This window comes from Rhizobium sp. 0TCS1.26 (assembly GCF_050455525.1).
GTDB lineage: Bacteria > Pseudomonadota > Alphaproteobacteria > Rhizobiales > Rhizobiaceae > Neorhizobium.
Genome location: NZ_JBCIYV010000001.1, coordinates 614,328 through 631,829, shown reverse-complemented (window position 1 = coordinate 631,829; position 17,502 = coordinate 614,328). Strand labels below are relative to the sequence as shown.

15 protein-coding genes are annotated in these 17,502 nt (G+C 63.3%); 6 read left to right on the top strand and 9 right to left on the bottom strand.

The annotated features are described in order from the left end of the window. Positions 1-81 precede the first annotated feature (81 nt). The 3 genes from AAIH46_RS03030 to AAIH46_RS03020 are packed head-to-tail and all read right to left on the bottom strand — an operon-like array spanning position 82 to position 2,774. Positions 82-885: an ABC transporter permease gene (locus AAIH46_RS03030; protein WP_430304981.1), complete on the bottom strand. Its 804-nt coding sequence runs from the start codon at positions 883-885 to the stop codon at positions 82-84. A gap of 46 nt (positions 886-931) precedes the next feature. Then, entirely contained in the window at positions 932-1,699 is a 768-nt protein-coding gene (locus AAIH46_RS03025; RefSeq protein ID WP_430304070.1) for an ABC transporter ATP-binding protein, read from the bottom strand. Positions 1,700-1,751: 52 nt separating this feature from the next. Beyond that, positions 1,752-2,774: an ABC transporter substrate-binding protein gene (locus tag AAIH46_RS03020; RefSeq protein WP_430304068.1), complete on the bottom strand. Its 1,023-nt coding sequence runs from the start codon at positions 2,772-2,774 to the stop codon at positions 1,752-1,754. Between the two features lie 326 nt (positions 2,775-3,100). Here AAIH46_RS03020 and AAIH46_RS03015 point away from each other — a divergent pair, with 326 nt between their 5' ends. The 3 genes from AAIH46_RS03015 (at position 3,101) to AAIH46_RS03005 (ending at position 3,881) form a co-directional block, all read left to right on the top strand. Next, the gene (locus AAIH46_RS03015; protein ID WP_430304065.1) at positions 3,101-3,334 is read left to right on the top strand and encodes a DUF4167 domain-containing protein; all 234 of its coding nucleotides are present in this window, start codon (positions 3,101-3,103) and stop codon (positions 3,332-3,334) included. A gap of 3 nt (positions 3,335-3,337) precedes the next feature. Further along, on the top strand, positions 3,338-3,469 hold the full coding sequence (locus tag AAIH46_RS03010) for a hypothetical protein (RefSeq protein ID WP_430304063.1): 132 nt from the start codon (positions 3,338-3,340) through the stop codon (positions 3,467-3,469). A gap of 97 nt (positions 3,470-3,566) precedes the next feature. After that, positions 3,567-3,881 carry a hypothetical protein gene (locus AAIH46_RS03005; RefSeq protein WP_430304061.1) on the top strand — a complete coding sequence of 105 codons (315 nt, stop codon included), beginning with the start codon at positions 3,567-3,569 and terminating at the stop codon, positions 3,879-3,881. Positions 3,882-3,901: 20 nt separating this feature from the next. On the opposite strand, the gene AAIH46_RS03000 is transcribed toward AAIH46_RS03005, so the two are convergent. The 3 genes from AAIH46_RS03000 to AAIH46_RS02990 all read right to left on the bottom strand — a co-directional run bounded on the left by AAIH46_RS03000 (position 3,902) and on the right by AAIH46_RS02990 (position 8,732). Then, on the bottom strand, positions 3,902-4,942 hold the full coding sequence (locus AAIH46_RS03000; protein WP_430304059.1) for a fatty acid desaturase: 1,041 nt from the start codon (positions 4,940-4,942) through the stop codon (positions 3,902-3,904). A 581-nt stretch (positions 4,943-5,523) separates the two neighbouring features. Further along, positions 5,524-8,415, bottom strand: a complete 2,892-nt coding sequence (locus tag AAIH46_RS02995) for a PAS domain-containing protein (protein ID WP_430304057.1) — start codon at positions 8,413-8,415, stop codon at positions 5,524-5,526. A gap of 122 nt (positions 8,416-8,537) precedes the next feature. After that, on the bottom strand, positions 8,538-8,732 hold the full coding sequence (locus AAIH46_RS02990) for a hypothetical protein (protein WP_430304055.1): 195 nt from the start codon (positions 8,730-8,732) through the stop codon (positions 8,538-8,540). Positions 8,733-9,126: 394 nt separating this feature from the next. Between AAIH46_RS02990 and AAIH46_RS02985 the strand changes: the two genes are divergently transcribed. After that, positions 9,127-9,354: a hypothetical protein gene (locus AAIH46_RS02985; protein WP_430304053.1), complete on the top strand. Its 228-nt coding sequence runs from the start codon at positions 9,127-9,129 to the stop codon at positions 9,352-9,354. Between the two features lie 27 nt (positions 9,355-9,381). On the opposite strand, the gene AAIH46_RS02980 is transcribed toward AAIH46_RS02985, so the two are convergent. Next, the gene (locus AAIH46_RS02980; RefSeq protein ID WP_430304980.1) at positions 9,382-10,206 is read right to left on the bottom strand and encodes a polysaccharide deacetylase family protein; all 825 of its coding nucleotides are present in this window, start codon (positions 10,204-10,206) and stop codon (positions 9,382-9,384) included. A 313-nt stretch (positions 10,207-10,519) separates the two neighbouring features. On the opposite strand from AAIH46_RS02980, the gene AAIH46_RS02975 reads away from it, so the two are divergent. Beyond that, positions 10,520-10,726 carry a hypothetical protein gene (locus AAIH46_RS02975; RefSeq protein ID WP_430304051.1) on the top strand — a complete coding sequence of 69 codons (207 nt, stop codon included), beginning with the start codon at positions 10,520-10,522 and terminating at the stop codon, positions 10,724-10,726. 51 nt (positions 10,727-10,777) lie between these two features. Here the strand turns inward: AAIH46_RS02975 and AAIH46_RS02970 are convergent, their stop codons facing one another. After that, positions 10,778-12,025: an AGE family epimerase/isomerase gene (locus AAIH46_RS02970; protein WP_430304049.1), complete on the bottom strand. Its 1,248-nt coding sequence runs from the start codon at positions 12,023-12,025 to the stop codon at positions 10,778-10,780. Between the two features lie 163 nt (positions 12,026-12,188). Between AAIH46_RS02970 and metH the strand changes: the two genes are divergently transcribed. Beyond that, positions 12,189-15,962, top strand: a complete 3,774-nt coding sequence (gene metH, locus AAIH46_RS02965; protein WP_430304046.1) for a methionine synthase — start codon at positions 12,189-12,191, stop codon at positions 15,960-15,962. A 79-nt stretch (positions 15,963-16,041) separates the two neighbouring features. On the opposite strand, the gene AAIH46_RS02960 is transcribed toward metH, so the two are convergent. Further along, on the bottom strand, positions 16,042-17,385 hold the full coding sequence (locus AAIH46_RS02960; protein ID WP_430304044.1) for an MFS transporter: 1,344 nt from the start codon (positions 17,383-17,385) through the stop codon (positions 16,042-16,044). Positions 17,386-17,502 lie beyond the last annotated feature (117 nt).

Below are 17,502 nucleotides of genomic sequence, written 5' to 3'. Positions count from 1 at the left end.
AGGAGATCGGGCAAGGCGTTGTCGGCGCTCACCCGGTCGCAGTGCTTTAAGCCCTTGCGGTTGCAGTCGGCGGCCGGCGTCTCATCCGCGCCAGCCGAGAAAACGCCGCTCGATCTGGCCGATGACGAAGTTGACGATGAGGCCCATGACCGACAGGATCGTCACGCCGGCAAACAGCTTTTCCAGATCATAGAGCGAGCCGGCCTCCAGAATATAGGAGCCGACGCCGTACTGGGCGCCGAGCATTTCGGCGGCGACCAGCAGGATGATGGCGATCGACACGGAGACGCGCAATCCGGACAGGATCGCCGGGAAGGCGCCGGGCAGGACGATCTTGCGGACGATCGACCACCAGCTGAGGCCGAAGCTCTGGCCCATGCGGATCAGCGACCGGTCGACATTGTCGACCGCGCCGTAGGTGGCGACCACCGTCGGCGTGAAGGTGCCGAAGGCGATGAGCGCGTATTTCGACATCTCGTCGATGCCGAACCAGATGACGAAAAGCGGCAGGAGGGCGATCTTGGGGATCGGGAAAAGTGCCGCGACGAGCGGAACGAGACCGGCCCGCACATAGCTGAACAGGCCGATCAGAACGCCGAGCGAAATGCCGGCAGCGATGCCCAGCGACCCGCCGACGAGCAGGCGCTGCAGCGACGGCAGGAGATGGCGCCACAGGCCGCCGGTCTGCCAGAGCTGCACCAGCGTTTCGAGCACCGCGGACGGGCGCGGCAGCGTCAGATTGGAGATGATGCCGGTGCGCGTGCCGATCTCGGCAATGACGATCAGCGCAACGAAGACGAGGATCGCCATGCCGCGCACCGGGATCGGCGAAAAGCCGCCGCCGCGGAACGGCACGCGTGTGTTGTCTGCGCCGTCTCGTCTCATCGTCGTGCCGGCGGTGCCGGCAGGGCTGACGGGAATCGTTTGCGCATCAGACATCGGCAAGTTCCTTGTCGGCAGCCACTGCTTCCTCGCGCATCAGGTCCCAGAGCTGCTTCTGCTTTTCCTCAAGACGCGTGTCGCCGAGATGCCGGTCGGCGAGCGGGATGTCGATGTCGACGATCTCGCGCACCCGCCCCGGGCGGCGGGAGAGGACGATCACCCGGTGGCCGAGGCGCACCGCCTCGTTCAGATTGTGGGTGACGTAGACGGAGGTGAACGGCTGGCGGGTCCACAGCGAGACGAGGTCGTCCATCAGCAGTTCGCGGGTCTGCGCGTCGAGCGCCGAGAGCGGCTCGTCCATCAGCATCACTGCCGGGCGCACCGAAAGCGCCCGGCTGATCGCGACGCGCTGGCGCATGCCGCCGGACAACTGCTTCGGCAGCGCCTTGCGAAAATCACTCAACCGCGTGCGCTCCAGAACATCGGTGACAATCGCATCCATCTCGCGCCGCGGCAGCCGGTGATCTTCGAGCACCAGCCGGATATTGCCTTCCACCGTTCGCCACGGCAGCAGGGCGAAATGCTGAAAGACGTAGGTGAGGGGATTGAGGCAGTCCGCCGGCGGCTCTCCCACCTGCAGGACTTCGCCACGGTCCGGCCGCTCCAGCCCGCCCAGAAAGCGCAGAAGCGTGGACTTGCCGCAGCCGGAGGGCCCGACGAGACAGACGATCTGTCCTTGCGGGATCTCCAGCGAGATGTCGCGCAGAACCTCCACCGTGCCGTAGTGGTGGCTGACATTGTTCAGTTTCAGGTCCATCGGGCCTCCTGAGCGCCGGCCATGCGGCCGGCGGAAATGTCTGCAAATCCGATCAGATCGTCTTCACATAGGACGTGTCGAACAGCTGCTCGTTGGTGATGGCATCCTTGACCATGCCTTCCGACTTGAACCATTCGAGCTGTTCGACGCAGCTGCCGAGCGACAGCGCCAGGCCCTTGTTGATGCGCATCGCGCCTTCCACCAGGTTCTGCCGTGCGACGTCCTCCGGGCTGTCCTTCTCGACGTATTTGTGGACGAGCTTCGCCAGCGCGTTGCGTTCGGCTTCGTCAGTCGTCTTGTCGACGAAGGCGGCATTGTAGTCGTCGATGGCGCGAGAATAGGCGGCGATGAAGGATTGCGTCAGGGCGCGCTCGTCCCTGGCGTTCTTCGTCGAGGTGAAGGCAGTGGTCACCTGGTAGTTCGGCGCGTAATCAGCGACCATGCCGATCTTGCGGGCGGCACCTTCGCGGATCATCTTGTTGGCGACGTTCGCCTGGATCGCCCAGGCGTCGATCTGGCCGGTCGACAGCGCGCCGACGATGGCGCCGAGCTTCTGCAGCGGACGCAGCTGGATGTCGGCGAGATCGATATTGTTGGCGGCAGCGATCTTGTGGGCCATGAAGTGGAAGGATGAACCGGCGGTGGTGATGCCGAAGCTTTTGCCGGCCAGCTTCGACGGTTCGGTCAGGCCGGCCTCATAGGCCTTGTTGGACGCAAGGATCACGGCGCCGGCAACGCCCTTCTCTTCAATCAGTGCGCCGCCGACGACCTTGACGGCATCCTTCTGCGCCAGGCTGATCAGGCCGCCGCTCATGGCGGTGACGCCGAATTCCGCATCGCCGGAGGCAATGGCAACGGCCATCGGCTGCGCTGCCTCGAAGAACTTCATTTCGATGTCGAGGCCGGCCTCCTTGAAGTAGCCGCGCTCGAAAGCGATGAAGCTCGGCGCATGGCTTGCAAGATTGAGGACGGCGAGGTTGCGGGTGGCGGCGCGGGCCGGGATGCCGAGCGCGAAAGCCGCACCGGCAGCGCCCAGCGTCAGCAGTGTCTGACGGCGAGTGAAATGCAAGGTCATGGGTGTCTCCTCCTAGATCGGGCACCTGACGGCACCTCACCTGTCACTGCCATTCAATCTCGCTGATGACAACGATTAATCAGGCGTGGAACCGGGTGAGACTGAGTTTCGGCGGGTGATGCGATGAACCTGAAAGGGCCACATTGGTGAGCTAACAGTCATCCGATCACGAGCGCGCCCCGAACCAGCATCTATGCCCGGAGGCGAACCTCAGACGGTTACGCCTCCCGCTTCATCGGATGGCTGTCCAGCAGACCCGTCGAACGCGCCCTCAGTCTTTCCATCATCGATCAAGGAGAAGGCCGGAACCCGGCCTCATCGATTTCATGAACAATTCCCAGAGATCCAGCAGACAGTCCGGCACGCGCGCGGACGGTCGCAGCAGTCATTCATCCAGCCGTCGGTCGGGAAGCGATCGGCAGACCTACGAGCACTACCTGGCGCTTGCGCGCGAAAAGAGCTCTGCCGGCGAACGCATCGAGGCGGAGAATTATTACCAGCACGCCGAACACTATTTTCGCCTCATGGCCGCGCATGCTCCGCGCACGCCGGTGGCCTGAGGGATGTTCGGCGACCTGCAGATCTATCACTACTTCCTGTTGTTCCTCGCCGTCGATCTGGTGATCCTCGGTCTCTGGGGCTGCCGGCTGCTATGGACCAAGCTCAAGAAGACATCGCCCGATCGCCAGGTCTGACGCGACGCATCCTTTTGCGCCGCTGCCCGTTCAGGCGAAGGAGCTGTGCTCTCCAGGCGCGCTGGAAATGCTGCGCTTCAACCTTGGGAGATCGATGATGAGCGGAGACCCGATCCAATTTAGCGCAAGCTCGAACGGAGATCGATGGCTGCTGGAGCGCGGCCCGACGCCGGGCGAGGACACGGTCATTCACCGCGCCAATCTGCCATCCGGCGGCATGGAGACGCGGCTCGACGTCAGGAGCTTCCTCGAGGTAACCGGCGATCGGCCGGAAGCTGCGGCCCTCAGGGATCTACTGGAAAAGAACGTCGGCGATGCAGAGGCGCAGCCCGCGCCGAGCGAGCCGACGGTCGAGGCTGGATCGCCCAGCACCTCGCCATGGGCGAAGCCGCCCGGCAAGACCGGCCCCTGACGCGAGGCCGGCGGGATTGCTCAGGCCGCCACGGCACGCGTCGAGGCTTCGCGGAACGAGACGAGCTTGCCGGCCTTCTCGTCCCACAACGCCAACCGCACACACTGAATGCTCTGCCACAGCGTGATGCGACCGATGCCGGCAAGTTCCGGATGGTCGACGAGCACTTCCGGCAGCCGGTAGCCCGGAATGCGGCTCGACAGGTGGTGGATGTGGTGGACGCCGATATTGCCGGTGAGCCAGCGCAGCACCGGCGGCAGATCGTAATGCGACGCGCCATGCAGCGCGGCCTGCGGGAACTGCCATTCCTCCGAGGTCGACCAGTGCGTCTCCTCGAACTGGTGCTGGACGTAGAACAGCCAGACGCCGGCGGCGCCTGCGAGCAGGACTGTCGGCAGATGCACGAGGATGAAGGGCACCAGACCGACGGCCCAGATCATCAGCACCGTCAGGACGGCAACCGCCAGATTGGTGGCCATGGTCGAGACCCAGGGCAGGCGACCGGAACGCATCATGCCGAAGGGCAGGCGCTGCTTGAACAGGAACAGCCAGGCGGGACCGATGCCGAACATCACCAGCGGGTGCCGGTAGAGACGGTAGCCAAGCCGGCCGGACCAGGAGCGGCTGCGATATTCCTCGACCGTCAGCGTGGTGATGTCGCCGACGCCGCGCTCATCCAGATTACCGGCCGTGGCGTGGTGGCTGGCATGCGCCTTGCGCCAGTAATCGTAAGGGGTCAGCGTGAAGACGCCGATGACGCGTCCGGTCCAGTCATCGAGGCGGCGACGGGCAAAGAACGAGCCGTGACCGCAATCGTGCTGGATCATGAACAGCCGCAGCAGAAAGGCGGAGGCCGGCAGGATCAGGATCAGCCCAGGCCAGAAGCCGTAGTAGACCGAGATGCAGGCGCCGGCCCAGAAGGCGACGAACGGCAGAACGGTGACGGCGAGCTCGAAGGCGCTGCGGCCGAACCGGGGCTGACGGTATTTCGACAGGATCTTCAGCCATGCGGCTGCGGTGTCCTGCTGTGGTGCCTTCGTGGTGGCTGCATCGGCAGTCATAAAACGTCTTCCTTGTTCAGCCTCTGGCATCGCGTCCGAAACACGTTCGTCGGCGGGCCGGGCACATCCGTGCGGCGTAGCGACATCGACACCGTCACTGGCCGCCGGGGTAATTTCGTCCGGCTCTGCATCCTGCTTCGCCGGCAAGCGTGGGCAATATCATGTTTCGAGGCTTTGTCAGCCGACATTCCGGCGTCTATGCCGTCATGCCGTCTGCCGATTTCATCGTCGTCAACTGCATGCTTGAAAGCTGGTCCCAGCTGCAGGCTTTCAGATGACTGCGCGATAGAACACGATCAACTGTCTGCTTTGATTGAACCATTCGACCCGCATCGATGGCGGCACACGACAGGCGCCCACGAACCACCCATGGACGCATCTGCTGCTTTGACGTTGACGGGAGAACATGGCCGCGCAAACGGCATCATTTACACGTAAATTCAATGGTTTCAGATAGATGATATGAGTGCGCTTGTCAAGTTTTGTCCGGGCCTCGGGGGCGACCACGCCTTGCGTGCAGCCGCGGCGTGAGGTCGCAGCTGTGTCCCGCCTGCCTGACGGCCAGCGCCCGATTCTGGTGGTCAGCTGCCAGCCACCATGTCCCTGATCCGCTTTGCCAGCAGGTCGTAGTCGTAGGGCTTGGTGATCAGGCTCGCCTTTTCCAAGGCTTCCGATCCGGGCACATGCATGTCGCCCGTGGCGAAGATCACCGGCAGGTCTGGATGTACCTCGCGTACCCTGTGCAGAAGATCAAGACCGTTCATGTCCGGAAGGTGAACATCGGTGACCAGGATGTCGATCGCCGCGCCGTCCATGGCCTCAAGCGCTTCGCCACCGGTCCCGGCTTCGACGACAGTGAAGCCGAAATCCTGCAGGTAATCGGCCGTCGAGATGCGGATGAGCGCCTCGTCTTCGCAGAACAGGACGCGGATCGAGCTGGGCACTGGAGTGGTGGGCGACTGTTCGCCGGCGCCTGTGCCATTGAGCGCCGCCCGTTCTCGCGCCCGGTCGAGCAGCGAGCGGATCTTGCGCGCCAAAGTCTCGCGCGCATAGGGCTTGCTCAACAGGTTGACGCCAGGATCCAGGCGACCGCCATGGACGATCGAATTTTCCGTGTAGCCCGACGTGAACAGCACCTCGATATCGGGCCGCCGTTCCTTGGCCTTGCGGGCGAGTTCGCTGCTCTTCAGGCGACCGGGCATCACGACGTCGGTGAACAGCAGGTCGATCTGAACGCCGCTCTCGATGATCGCCAGGCCGCTGTCGGCGTCGCGGGCCTTCAGCACCTTGTAGCCGAGATCCAGCAGCAGGCTGACGGTGATGTCGCGGACCGCATCGTCGTCCTCGACAACGAGGATGGTTTCGCTGCCGCCGGTGACCTGACCGCCGACGTCTTCGGTGAGGACGTCCTCGCTCTGCATAGAGCGGGGCAGGTAGATGCGCACAGTCGTGCCGCTGCCGGGTTCGCTGTAGATGTTGATGTGACCGCCGGACTGCTTGACGAAGCCGTAGACCATGGACAGGCCGAGGCCCGTTCCCTTGCCCTCCGGCTTGGTGGTGAAGAAGGGATCAAAGGCGCGCGCCAGGATATCGGCCGGCATGCCGCAGCCGGTGTCGCTGACCGCCAGCATGACATATTGGCCGGCCTCGACGTCAAAGGCATTCTGCGCATAATGGTCGTCGAGATAGGCGTTGCCGAGCTCAATGGTCAGGCGACCGTGGCCGTCCATCGCGTCGCGGGCGTTGATCGCGAGGTTCAGAAGCGCATTCTCGACGTTCGACGGATCGACCTGGGTGTTCCACAGCCCGCCGCCGACGATCGTGTCGATCTCGATCGCCTCGCCGAGGCTGCGGCGCATCAGATGGTCCATCTCACGCACCAGGCGCCCGAGATTGATGACCTTGGGCGCCAACGGCTGGCGACGACCGAAGGACAGCAGCTGCGATGCCAGGCGCGCGCCGCGGGTCGCGCCGGCAAGCGCGCTGTTCAACCGCCGCTCGGCAGCCTCGTTGCCGCCGATGTCGCGGGCCAGCAGCTGCAGATTGCCGGTGATGACCTGAAGCAGATTGTTGAAGTCGTGGGCGATGCCGCCTGCCAGATTGCCGATCGCTTCCATCTTCTGGCTCTGGCGGAGCACTTCCTGGGTCTTCAGCAGTTCGGCTGTGCGCTCTTCCACACGGCTTTCGAGAGTGGTCGCGAGGCTTTCCAGCCGGCTCTCGGTCTTCTTCTGATCCTCGATGTCGGTGTTGGTGCCGACCCAGCGGACGATCTGGCCGTCGGCGTTGCGGATCGGCACGGCACGGGTGATGAACCAGCGGTAGTTGCCGTCATGACCGCGCAGGCGCAGCTCCGACTGGAAGTTTTCGCCCGATGCCAGTGTCGCCCGCCACAGCCCGCGGATGCGGTCGCTTTCGGTCGGCGGCAGCAGCACGGCAAAGCTTTCCGGCACGGCAGCCTCGTTCAGCCATCCGGCATAGCTGAGCATCGCCGGATTGCACCATTCCAGCACACCTTGGGCGGTCGCCGTCCAGACATGGTCGGGCATCGACTGGGCAAGCGTGCGGAACCGGTCCTCGCTCTCGCGGGCAGCCTCCTGCGCGCGCTTCAGCTGCGTGACGTCGTGACCCTGGACGAAGATGCCGCTGACATTGCCCGACTGGTCGCGCAGCGGCTGGTAGATGAAATCGAGGAACCGCTCTTCGGCGTCGTCCACCTTCGTCGGCTTCAGGCTGATCCGCGCGCCAAACGCACTGTAGGACTCGCCGGTCCGATACACCTTGTCGAGAAGCTCGTAGAAACCCTGTCCGACGAGGTCGGGAAGGGCATCGCGAACCGTCCGGCCGCTCAGGCCGCCGCGCCCGACGACAGTCTCGTAGGCGGCATTGGTGATTTCGAAGATATGTTCGGGGCCATGCAGAACAGCCATGAAGCCGGGCGCCTGCTCGAACAGACTGCGCAGGTATTCACGTTCCTCGCCCAGCGCCAGGTTTTCGCCCTGCACGGCATCGGCCCGGCGCATGACATCGGTCTGGATCTGGAAGGTCGCCTCGGGATTGGCCTGGCGCAGCAGATGCAGTTCGGTCACGTCAACCGTGTGCTGGAGGAGGAGCCGCACGTCACCGGTATCGTCCTTGATGGGAGTGTGGGTCGCACTCCAGTAACGTTCGGCCAGGCTGCCGTCGGGGCGTGCGATCGGATAGGTGATCAGCGGCAGGTGATCCACCTGACCGGTGCGGAACACTTTCGCCAGCGATTGGCGCAGCATCTTCCCATGTACGGATTCGGGATCGCTGGGGAACACGTCGAACATGTTCCGGCCGATGATCGATTCGCGACCCTGCATAGTGACGTCGAGGTAGGCGTCGTTGACGCCCAGCATCGTGAAGTCCTGGTCCAGGATCACGTATGGGTTGGGTGACACGATGAAAAGTTGGTCTAGATCGAGCCCCGAAAGTCCCGTACGCCGAAACATGTGCAAAAAACCCCGCCGCACCCGTAATTCACGGAGGTTATAGGAGTTTTTCCGGTTAAGACAAGTTGAGGCGGACCGAAACGGCGGTCACGGATGCGTATGTCAGCCAGTAGACGAAACGGTCAGTGAAGAACCGGCACGGTATCGGCAATACGGTGAGCTGTGCGGAAGTCTCGACCGTAGGATATCCGCAGGCGTTCGCTGCGCGTCTCGACGATCGTTTCGTCGCGGGTGAGGTAGAAAACACCATCCGCATATGTGCCGGTTGCCTCCAGCGCGTCCTGCACGCCCAGCCAATCGAAAATCTTCTGCTTCATGTCGTCTGTCTCCATCCGAGGTCCACAACGCGTCGTCTGCCGGCCGGTTCCAGTCTGGAGGAAAATGGTTAACGGCCGTATGACGAGGCTTGGGAACCGACGGTGCGAACGCGGTGGCGAATGCGGAACGAAGATCGAACAAACGGACAACGCGGTGCTGAGCGCGGGCGGGATTTCCACAGGTTTTCCACACCATACGAGCTAGCCTGCGCAGGCGCTTTATCCGAGAGGCCTGCGGGATTCTGGCCTGCATTAGCTTGGCTGTGTTCTATGGGTCTTCAGCAGAACAGTGGAAAACTCTCGAGCGCAGGTGACAGCGGCTACTTTTTTCCTCCGAGACATTTTTGTCGTAATCCATCCGCATAGTGATTCGCATGCACGGAGGACAAAGACGATGAAACCGGAACTGACGCTCAACGATCTTGCAAGCGACCCTCTGATCGCCCTGCTGATGAAGGCAGACGGCGTCGAAGACGCGGAACTTGCGAGCCTCCTGAACCAGACAGCGCGCGTCGAAGTGGAGCGGCTGAAGACGCGCCTGCTGCAGGCGAATGCCGACGCGTTCTATCACCGCCTCGATGCAGCCCTGCTTTTGCCGCAGGCGGAACGCACCTCACGCTGAACAGAACGCTCTACAGGTAGCCAGACTTCAGCGAGTCGTTTCGTCGTCTCCGAGGTCCTCCGCCTCGGACAGCCTGACGAACTCGACGCCGCGGCGCTTCAGCGACAGCAGCGCCTTTGCAACGCCTTCGCCTGCCGCGTGTGTGGGCTGATTGATGTGGGCGATCACCACGTCGCCATCCTTCGCCGCACCGATACGCTTTTCCGTGACGCCCGCTCCGAGGAGCGAGCCGCCGTCTCCGTTCACTGAATAACCGGCGATCCGATAGCCCATGCCGCGGATCTGGCGGATGGCGCTGAGGTCATATTTCGCGGTCGAGCCACGGAACCAGCGTGGTGCGTCAAGGCCGGCGGTCTGCATCGCATTCGCACCACCTGACACCTCCTGCAGCACCGCGGCAGTCGAGCCGGCCGCGGCGATGCCGTAGACGGACACCGGCACGTCGATTGCGGGCACGTGGTTCTCGCCGTGGTTCTCCAGTTCGAACAGGTCGGGGTGGGCTTTGAAAATCGCGACGGTATCCGGATTGCTCCGCAGCCAGCGGGCGGTGACGAAGATCGTCGCCGGGATCTGCTCGCCCACCAGCACCGAGAGGATCCGCTCGTCGGCTTTGCCCATGCAGGCATCGAATGTCAGCGCGATCCGCGGACGCGCCTTGTCTCCCGAACCCTTCACATGCAGCGCCGGTTCGAGCAGCTTTGGCGATCTTCTGGCTGGCGTGGCGGCAGCATGCGGCAGCGGCGTGGCAGGCAGAGTGACTGCCACTGGCGTCGCTGGTGATGGCTGCGGTGTCTGTGCTGATGCGTCGAGGGCGAAGGACAGGGCAAAGAGGCTGAGGAGTGTCGGTTTCATCATGGTCTGGCTGGGATCCGGTGGCTGCGTCTCCTACTGCGGCCGCCGAGATTTGGCCAGTCCCGTTGAGTTGATGTCGCACCGTTCGCTCGACAAGCCTGTGCCAGAACGGAACGTTCCAGAACGGGACGCAAGGATCTGGTAACGCCATGCGCCTTCTGTGCAAGACGCGGTCGAGGATGCGAGTAAATTCGATCTACCATCCCTGGTGGTGAGGGAAACCGCCGACCCCCGCTGGCGTTCAGCGCGACGGTTTCCCTCCGGCCTCCGCATGATGCGGCTGCCTTTTGTCCAAGCATGACAGGTGATTCCGATGATCAAGGATCAGGCTGTTCCGTATGGCGTGCTCGCGCCAGACGAACTGGCGATGCTGCAGCGCGTATTCGACACCGCCCTGTCGCGGCAGGGTTTTGCCCGCAACAGCGTCGAGGCCAGCCTGCTGGCGGCAACCATCATCGAACTCTACGTCAATGGCGTGCGCGAGGAGGATCGTCTCCGGCAGATGATCGTCGCCCGCTAGTCCGAGCGACGATCAAAGCATGCGGCCTCCGCGTGCCCGCAGATCGTCACGTCAGAGGGAGGCGCCGTTTTCGCGGATCACCTTGGTGAGGCTTCCGGTTGCCGGAAACAGCGGGATCAGGCAGGCCTGCAGCGCGTGGTAGATGTCGCCCTTGCCGGGAAACAGCGTATGCGCCGGAACGAGATCCTCGGTCAGTTCCTCGTGCCAGCCGCCATTGTCGCGATCGATGAAGTTGTCGGCGATCTTCGACCAGATCGTCCGGTAGCTCCCCTCATGGAAAGCGTCTGGCACATGGGCATTGAGGAAGTGCGCCGCACCGGCCGCCTCGCACATCGGCCACCAGAGCTTGGCCGTCTTCTCCGGTCTGTCCTGCCAGTCGAGCGTGTAGAAGAAACCACCGTTTTCCTTGTCCCAGCCGAGCGTCATCGAACGCTCGAAGAGGGCGGTCGCCGCTTCCGGCATCCAGGCGTGGCGCTTGCCGCCGAGCGCATGGAGCTGAAGCAGCAGGCGCGCCCATTCCAGCCAGTGGCCGGGCGTCGTGCCGGCGGGGCGGAACATCTCGTTGGTATGGTAATAGTTGCGGTCGACCACCCAGTTCTCGTTGAAATGCTCGGCGACCCTAAAGCCTTCCTCGCGGGCGCGCCGGTTGATCAGGAGGTCGGCGATGCGCTCGGCCTTCCGCAGATAATGCGTCTCGCCGGTTGCCTCGAAGGCCGCCATCAGGCTTTCGGTCAGGTGCATGTTGGAATTCTGGCCGCGATAGCCGGGCACCGGCTGCCAGTCAGCGGAGAATTCCTCGGCGATCGCGCCGTGGCTGTCCTCCCAGAACCTGGTCTCGATGACCTCGGTGATGTCGGCGAGCATGCGGTCGGCGAGCGGGTGGCCGACGACCTTGGCAGAAGATGCGGCGAGAAGTACGAAGGCGTGCCCGTAACCCTGCTTTGAGGCGTCGGCCGGGCCGTCGTCGTTTGCCTGCCAGAAGTAGCCGCCATGCGTCTGGTCGCGATGCTTTTCCCAGAGATAGCGCATGCCGTGATCGACAACGTCAGCGGCACCTGGACGGCCCATCAGGTCAGCGATGGCGAAGCAATGCACCATGCGGGCGCTTGCGTGAATGCCGCGCGCCGGGTTGTCAGTGTCCAGGGGGGTGCCCGTCGTATCGAGGTCGTAGAAGCCGCCCTTGGGATTGATCGCGCGGACCTGGAAGAAATCCATCAGCGCTTCCGCCTGCGACAAAAGCCACTTGCGATGATAAGGGCGGTCTGCCCACAGGGCGGGAAGCGGTCCGTCGGCGATCATGAAGTCTCCCGAAACTTGGAATGATGGTCGAACATGCCTATACCGTCCGGGCGGAGGCATGTCATGAGCCATCCGGGATACCGCCCAAAATTCGCTGTATGTTGACATAAAGATATGTTTATGTGATCAACCTTGATCCATGACGAGCCTGAGGAGAACGTCCGTGTTCGATCATCTATTCGGTCCCGAAGGTGCTGCGCGCGACGGGCGGGAAATCTTCGAGGCGCTCGCCAAGGCGGCGAGCGAACGGATCCTCATCCTCGACGGCGCCATGGGCACGCAGATCCAGGGCCTCGGCTTCGACGAAGACCATTTTCGCGGTGACCGGTTTATCGGCTGCGCCTGCCATCAGCAGGGCAATAACGACCTCTTGATCCTCACCCAGCCGCAGGCGATCGAGGACATTCACTATCGCTATGCGATGGCGGGCGCCGACATCATCGAGACCAACACCTTCTCGTCGACGCGTATCGCGCAGGCCGACTATGAGATGGAAGGCGCCGTCTACGATCTCAACAAGGAAGGCGCGCAGGTGGTGCGCCGGGCAATCGAGCGGGCAACCCGTGAAGACGGCAAGCGTCGCTTCGTCGCCGGCGCCATTGGGCCGACCAACCGCACCGCGTCGATTTCGCCGGACGTCAACAATCCAGGTTACCGTGCCGTCTCCTTCGACGACCTGAGGCTTGCCTATTCGGAACAGATCGACGGCCTGATCGACGGCGGCGCCGACATCATCCTGATCGAGACGATCTTCGACACACTGAACGCCAAGGCGGCGATTTTCGCCTGCGAGGAGCGTTTTGCCGCAAAGGGCATCCGTCTGCCGGTGATGATCTCGGGCACGATTACCGACCTTTCCGGCCGGACGCTGTCGGGCCAGACGCCGACCGCCTTCTGGAACTCGATCAGCCACGCCAACCCGTTCACCATCGGCTTCAACTGCGCACTCGGCGCCGATGCCATGCTGCCGCATCTGCAGGAGGTCTCGGCGATCGCCGACACCTTCGTCTGCGCCTATCCGAATGCCGGCCTGCCGAACGAGTTCGGCCAATACGACCAGTCGCCGGACGACATGGCCCGTCAGGTAAAGGAATTCGCCCGGGAAGGCCTGATCAATGTCATCGGCGGCTGCTGTGGCTCGACGCCCGACCATATCCGGGCGATTGCCGAAGCGGTTGCACCGTTCAAGCCGCGCCAGCTGCCCGAGCATCGCTCGTTCATGTCGCTGTCGGGCCTCGAACCTTTCACGCTCACCAAGGACATCCCGTTCGTCAACGTCGGCGAGCGCACCAATGTCACCGGCTCGGCGAAGTTCCGCAAGCTGATCACCTCTGCCGACTACACCTCGGCGCTCGCGGTTGCCCGCGACCAGGTGGAGAACGGGGCGCAGATCATCGATATCAACATGGACGAGGGCCTGATCGATTCGGGCCGCGCGATGGTCGAGTTCCTGAACCTCATCGCTGCCGAGCCGGACATCGCGCGGGTTCCGGTCATGATCGACTCGTCGAAGTTCGAGATCATTGAGGCCGGTCTCAAATGCGTGCAGGGCAAGGCGGTCGTGAATTCCATCTCGCTGAAGGAAGGCGAGGAGAATTTTATCCGGCAGGCGCAGTTGATCCGTCGCTATGGTGCCGCGGTCGTGGTCATGGCGTTCGACGAGCAGGGCCAGGCCGATACCTATGATCGCAAGGTGCAGATCTGCCGCCGTGCCTACAAGATCCTGACCGAGCAGGGCGGGTTCCCGCCGGAAGACATCATCTTCGACCCCAACATCTTTGCGGTCGCGACCGGCATCGACGAGCATAACAATTACGGCGTCGACTTCATCGAGGCGACCCGCACGATCCGCCAGGAAATGCCACTCGTGCATATCTCCGGCGGCGTGTCGAACCTGTCCTTCTCGTTCCGCGGCAACGAGCCGGTGCGCGAGGCGATGCATGCGGTGTTCCTGTACCACTGCATTCAGGCCGGCATGGATATGGGCATCGTCAACGCCGGCCAGCTGGCGATCTACGAGAACATCGATGCCGACCTGCGCGAGGCCTGCGAGGACGTCGTGCTCAACCGCCGGCCGGATGGCACGGAGCGTCTGCTGACCGTTGCCGAACGCTACCGCGGCGCGGCCGGCAAGGAAGCTCGGGTGCAGGATCTCAGCTGGCGCGAATGGCCGGTTGCCAAGCGCCTCGAGCATGCACTGGTGAACGGCATCACCGACTATATCGAAGCCGATACCGAAGAGGCCCGCCAGAGCGCTGACCGGCCGCTGCACGTCATCGAAGGGCCGCTGATGGCCGGCATGAACGTCGTCGGCGACCTGTTCGGCTCGGGCAAGATGTTCCTGCCGCAGGTGGTGAAGTCGGCCCGCGTGATGAAGCAGGCCGTGGCGGTTCTTCTTCCCTACATGGAAGAGGAAAAGCGCCTGAACGGCGGCAGCCAGCGACAGTCGGCCGGCAAGGTGCTGATGGCGACGGTCAAGGGTGACGTCCACGACATCGGCAAGAACATCGTCGGCGTCGTGCTGGCCTGCAACAACTACGAGATCATCGATCTCGGCGTCATGGTGCCGGCGACCAAGATCCTCGAGACGGCAATCGCCGAGAAGGTCGACATCATCGGCCTGTCAGGGCTGATCACGCCGTCGCTCGACGAGATGGTGCATGTGGCATCCGAAATGGAGCGTCAGGGGTTTGACGTGCCGCTGCTGATCGGTGGCGCGACGACCAGCCGCGTCCACACGGCGGTCAAGATCCACCCGAAATATAGTGCCGGCCAGGCTGTCTACGTCACTGATGCCAGCCGCGCTGTCGGCGTGGTATCCAACCTTCTGGCGGAAGGTGGCCGCGAGGACTACGTCGCCAACATCCGTGCCGAATATGCCAAGGTTGCCGCGGCCCACGCCCGCTCGGAAGCGGACAAGATCCGCCTGCCGATCGCCCGCGCGCGTGCCAATGCCCAGAAGGTCGATTGGGCGGCCTTTAAGCCGAAGACGCCGTCGTTCCTCGGCACGAAGGTGTTCGAGGATTACTCGCTTGAGGAGCTCGCCACCTATATCGACTGGACGCCGTTCTTCCAGACCTGGGAAATGAAGGGCCGTTACCCGGCCATTCTCCAGGATGAAAAGCAGGGCGAGGCTGCCCGCCAGCTGTTCAGCGACGCCCAGGCGATGCTGAAGAAGATCATCGACGAGAAGTGGTTCCGGCCGCGCGCCGTGATCGGCTTCTGGCCGGCAAACAGCATCGGCGACGATATCCGCCTGTTTACCGATGACAGCCGCACGGACGAACTGGCGACCTTCTTCACGCTGCGCCAGCAGCTGTCGAAGCGCGACGGCCGCCCGAACGTGGCACTGTCCGACTTCGTCGCACCCGTCGAAAGCGGCAAGCAGGATTATGTCGGCGGCTTCGTCGTCACCGCCGGCATCGAGGAGGTGGCGATCGCCGAGCGCTTCGAGCGGGCGAACGACGATTACTCGTCGATCCTGGTCAAGGCGCTGGCCGACCGTTTTGCCGAAGCCTTCGCCGAGCGCATGCACGAACAGGTGCGGCGCGAATACTGGGGTTATGCGACCGACGAGACGCTGACGCCGGAAGACATGATTTCGGAAACCTATGCCGGCATCCGTCCGGCACCCGGTTATCCGGCGCAGCCCGACCATACGGAAAAGCGGACGCTGTTCGATCTGCTGAAGGCCGAAGACACCACCGGCGTGGTCCTGACGGAAAGCTATGCCATGTGGCCCGGCTCGTCGGTCTCCGGCCTCTATATCGGCCATCCCGACAGTTACTATTTCGGCGTGGCCAAGGTCGAGCGCGATCAGGTGGAAGACTATTCGCGGCGCAAGAACATGCCCGTGGAAGAGATCGAGCGCTGGCTTGGACCGGTCCTCAACTACGTGCCGGCAAAGCCCGAGGACGCGGTCGACGACGCCGCGTGATCTGAGCCGAATACCAGACATGAAAAACCCGCGGAGGCGAACGCCTTCCGCGGGTTTTGCTTGTCTTCAGGTAGCGAGATCAGGCCCGCGATGCGGTCCTGTGTGCCAGTTCCTCGATGCCGACCTCAGCTTCGATCTCGTCGCCCCGGGCCATCAGGTAGAGGCCCAGCACGAAGGTCAGCGCGGCGATGAACACCAGGTACCAGGCATGCGCCATCGGGTTGACCGGCAGCATGGCGCTGACGGCGAGCGGCGTCAGGCCGCCGAAGATCGCGTAGGCGACGTTGTAGGAGAAGGACAGGCCGCTGAAGCGGACATGCGCCGGGAACGCCCGCACCATCACGTAGGGCACCGCGCCGACCATGCCGACCGCCAGACCCATCACCGCGTAGAGGGCAAAGAGCACGGTCATCGAGACGCCGGCATAGGTGTAGAAGGCGAAGGTCGCGATGCCGAAGAACAGGCTGGCGACGGTGAAGAAACGCCCCGAGCCGACGCGGTCGACGATGGCGCCGGCAGACGCCGTGCCGACGATCAGGAAGAGCGTGCCGAAGCTCGTCGCGGCGAGCGAGACCTGTGCGCTGTAGCCGTAGAGCTTCTGCAGGAAGGTGGCGGTCATCAGCGTGGTGACGACGATGCCGGCCGACAGCACCCAGGTCAGCAGCATGGAGATGATCACGCCGCGCGGATGATCGCGTAGCACCGCCTTCAGCGGCAGTTCGCGCACCAGCGCACGGCTCTTCTTCATCTCGGCGAAGATCGGCGTTTCCTGCAGCCAGCGGCGCAGGTAGACGGCGACGAGGCCGAAGATGCCGCCGAGCAGGAACGGGATGCGCCAGGCGAAGGCCGAGACCTGCTCGGGCGTGAAGACGGTATTGATGATCGTTGCGATGAACGAGCCGAGCAGGATGCCGAGTGTGAGGCCCGAGCAGAGGAAGCCGCAGGCAAAGCCGACACGGCGGAACGGCACGTGCTCGGCAACGAAGGTCCAGGCGCCCGGCACCTCACCGCCGATCGCCGCCCCCTGCAGGATGCGCATGACGATCAGCAGGATCGGTGCGGCGATGCCGATCGTCGCATAGGTCGGCATCGCCGCCATGCCTAGCGTCGACAGCGCCATCAGCAGGATGGAGAAGGTGAAAACCTTCTTGCGGCCGAAGCGGTCGCCGAAATGCGCCATGATGATGCCGCCCACCGGCCGCACGAGATAGCCGGCGGCGAAGATTCCGAACGTCTGGATGGTCACCATCCAGTCGGGCATGTCCGGCGGAAAGAACAGGTGGCCGATGACGGTCGCAAAGAAGACGAAGATGATGAAATCGTAGAATTCCAGAGCGCCGCCGAGAGCGGAAAGCCCAAGCGTGCGGTAGTCCTGTGAAGTGAGGCGATGCGGCGCGGCCGCAACGGGCGTGGTCGGGGACATGCTGATGACCTTGTTTCGGACGGTGACCCTGTCTCGTTACCCGTCGAGACAGTCATTTCAAGCAGAATCTGGTGTAGCCTGTAACAGTCCAGTGGCCGGGAGCCAGACTGCGACCGG

Coding starts and splice junctions, on each gene's coding strand:
- AAIH46_RS03030 (WP_430304981.1), bottom strand. CDS start 885: ATGAGACGAGACGGCGCAGACAACACACGCGTGCCGTTCCGCGGCGGC.
- AAIH46_RS03025 (WP_430304070.1), bottom strand. CDS start 1,699: ATGGACCTGAAACTGAACAATGTCAGCCACCACTACGGCACGGTGGAG.
- AAIH46_RS03020 (WP_430304068.1), bottom strand. CDS start 2,774: ATGACCTTGCATTTCACTCGCCGTCAGACACTGCTGACGCTGGGCGCT.
- AAIH46_RS03015 (WP_430304065.1), top strand. CDS start 3,101: ATGAACAATTCCCAGAGATCCAGCAGACAGTCCGGCACGCGCGCGGAC.
- AAIH46_RS03010 (WP_430304063.1), top strand. CDS start 3,338: ATGTTCGGCGACCTGCAGATCTATCACTACTTCCTGTTGTTCCTCGCC.
- AAIH46_RS03005 (WP_430304061.1), top strand. CDS start 3,567: ATGAGCGGAGACCCGATCCAATTTAGCGCAAGCTCGAACGGAGATCGA.
- AAIH46_RS03000 (WP_430304059.1), bottom strand. CDS start 4,942: ATGACTGCCGATGCAGCCACCACGAAGGCACCACAGCAGGACACCGCA.
- AAIH46_RS02995 (WP_430304057.1), bottom strand. CDS start 8,415: ATGTTTCGGCGTACGGGACTTTCGGGGCTCGATCTAGACCAACTTTTC.
- AAIH46_RS02990 (WP_430304055.1), bottom strand. CDS start 8,732: ATGAAGCAGAAGATTTTCGATTGGCTGGGCGTGCAGGACGCGCTGGAG.
- AAIH46_RS02985 (WP_430304053.1), top strand. CDS start 9,127: ATGAAACCGGAACTGACGCTCAACGATCTTGCAAGCGACCCTCTGATC.
- AAIH46_RS02980 (WP_430304980.1), bottom strand. CDS start 10,206: ATGAAACCGACACTCCTCAGCCTCTTTGCCCTGTCCTTCGCCCTCGAC.
- AAIH46_RS02975 (WP_430304051.1), top strand. CDS start 10,520: ATGATCAAGGATCAGGCTGTTCCGTATGGCGTGCTCGCGCCAGACGAA.
- AAIH46_RS02970 (WP_430304049.1), bottom strand. CDS start 12,025: ATGATCGCCGACGGACCGCTTCCCGCCCTGTGGGCAGACCGCCCTTAT.
- AAIH46_RS02960 (WP_430304044.1), bottom strand. CDS start 17,385: ATGTCCCCGACCACGCCCGTTGCGGCCGCGCCGCATCGCCTCACTTCA.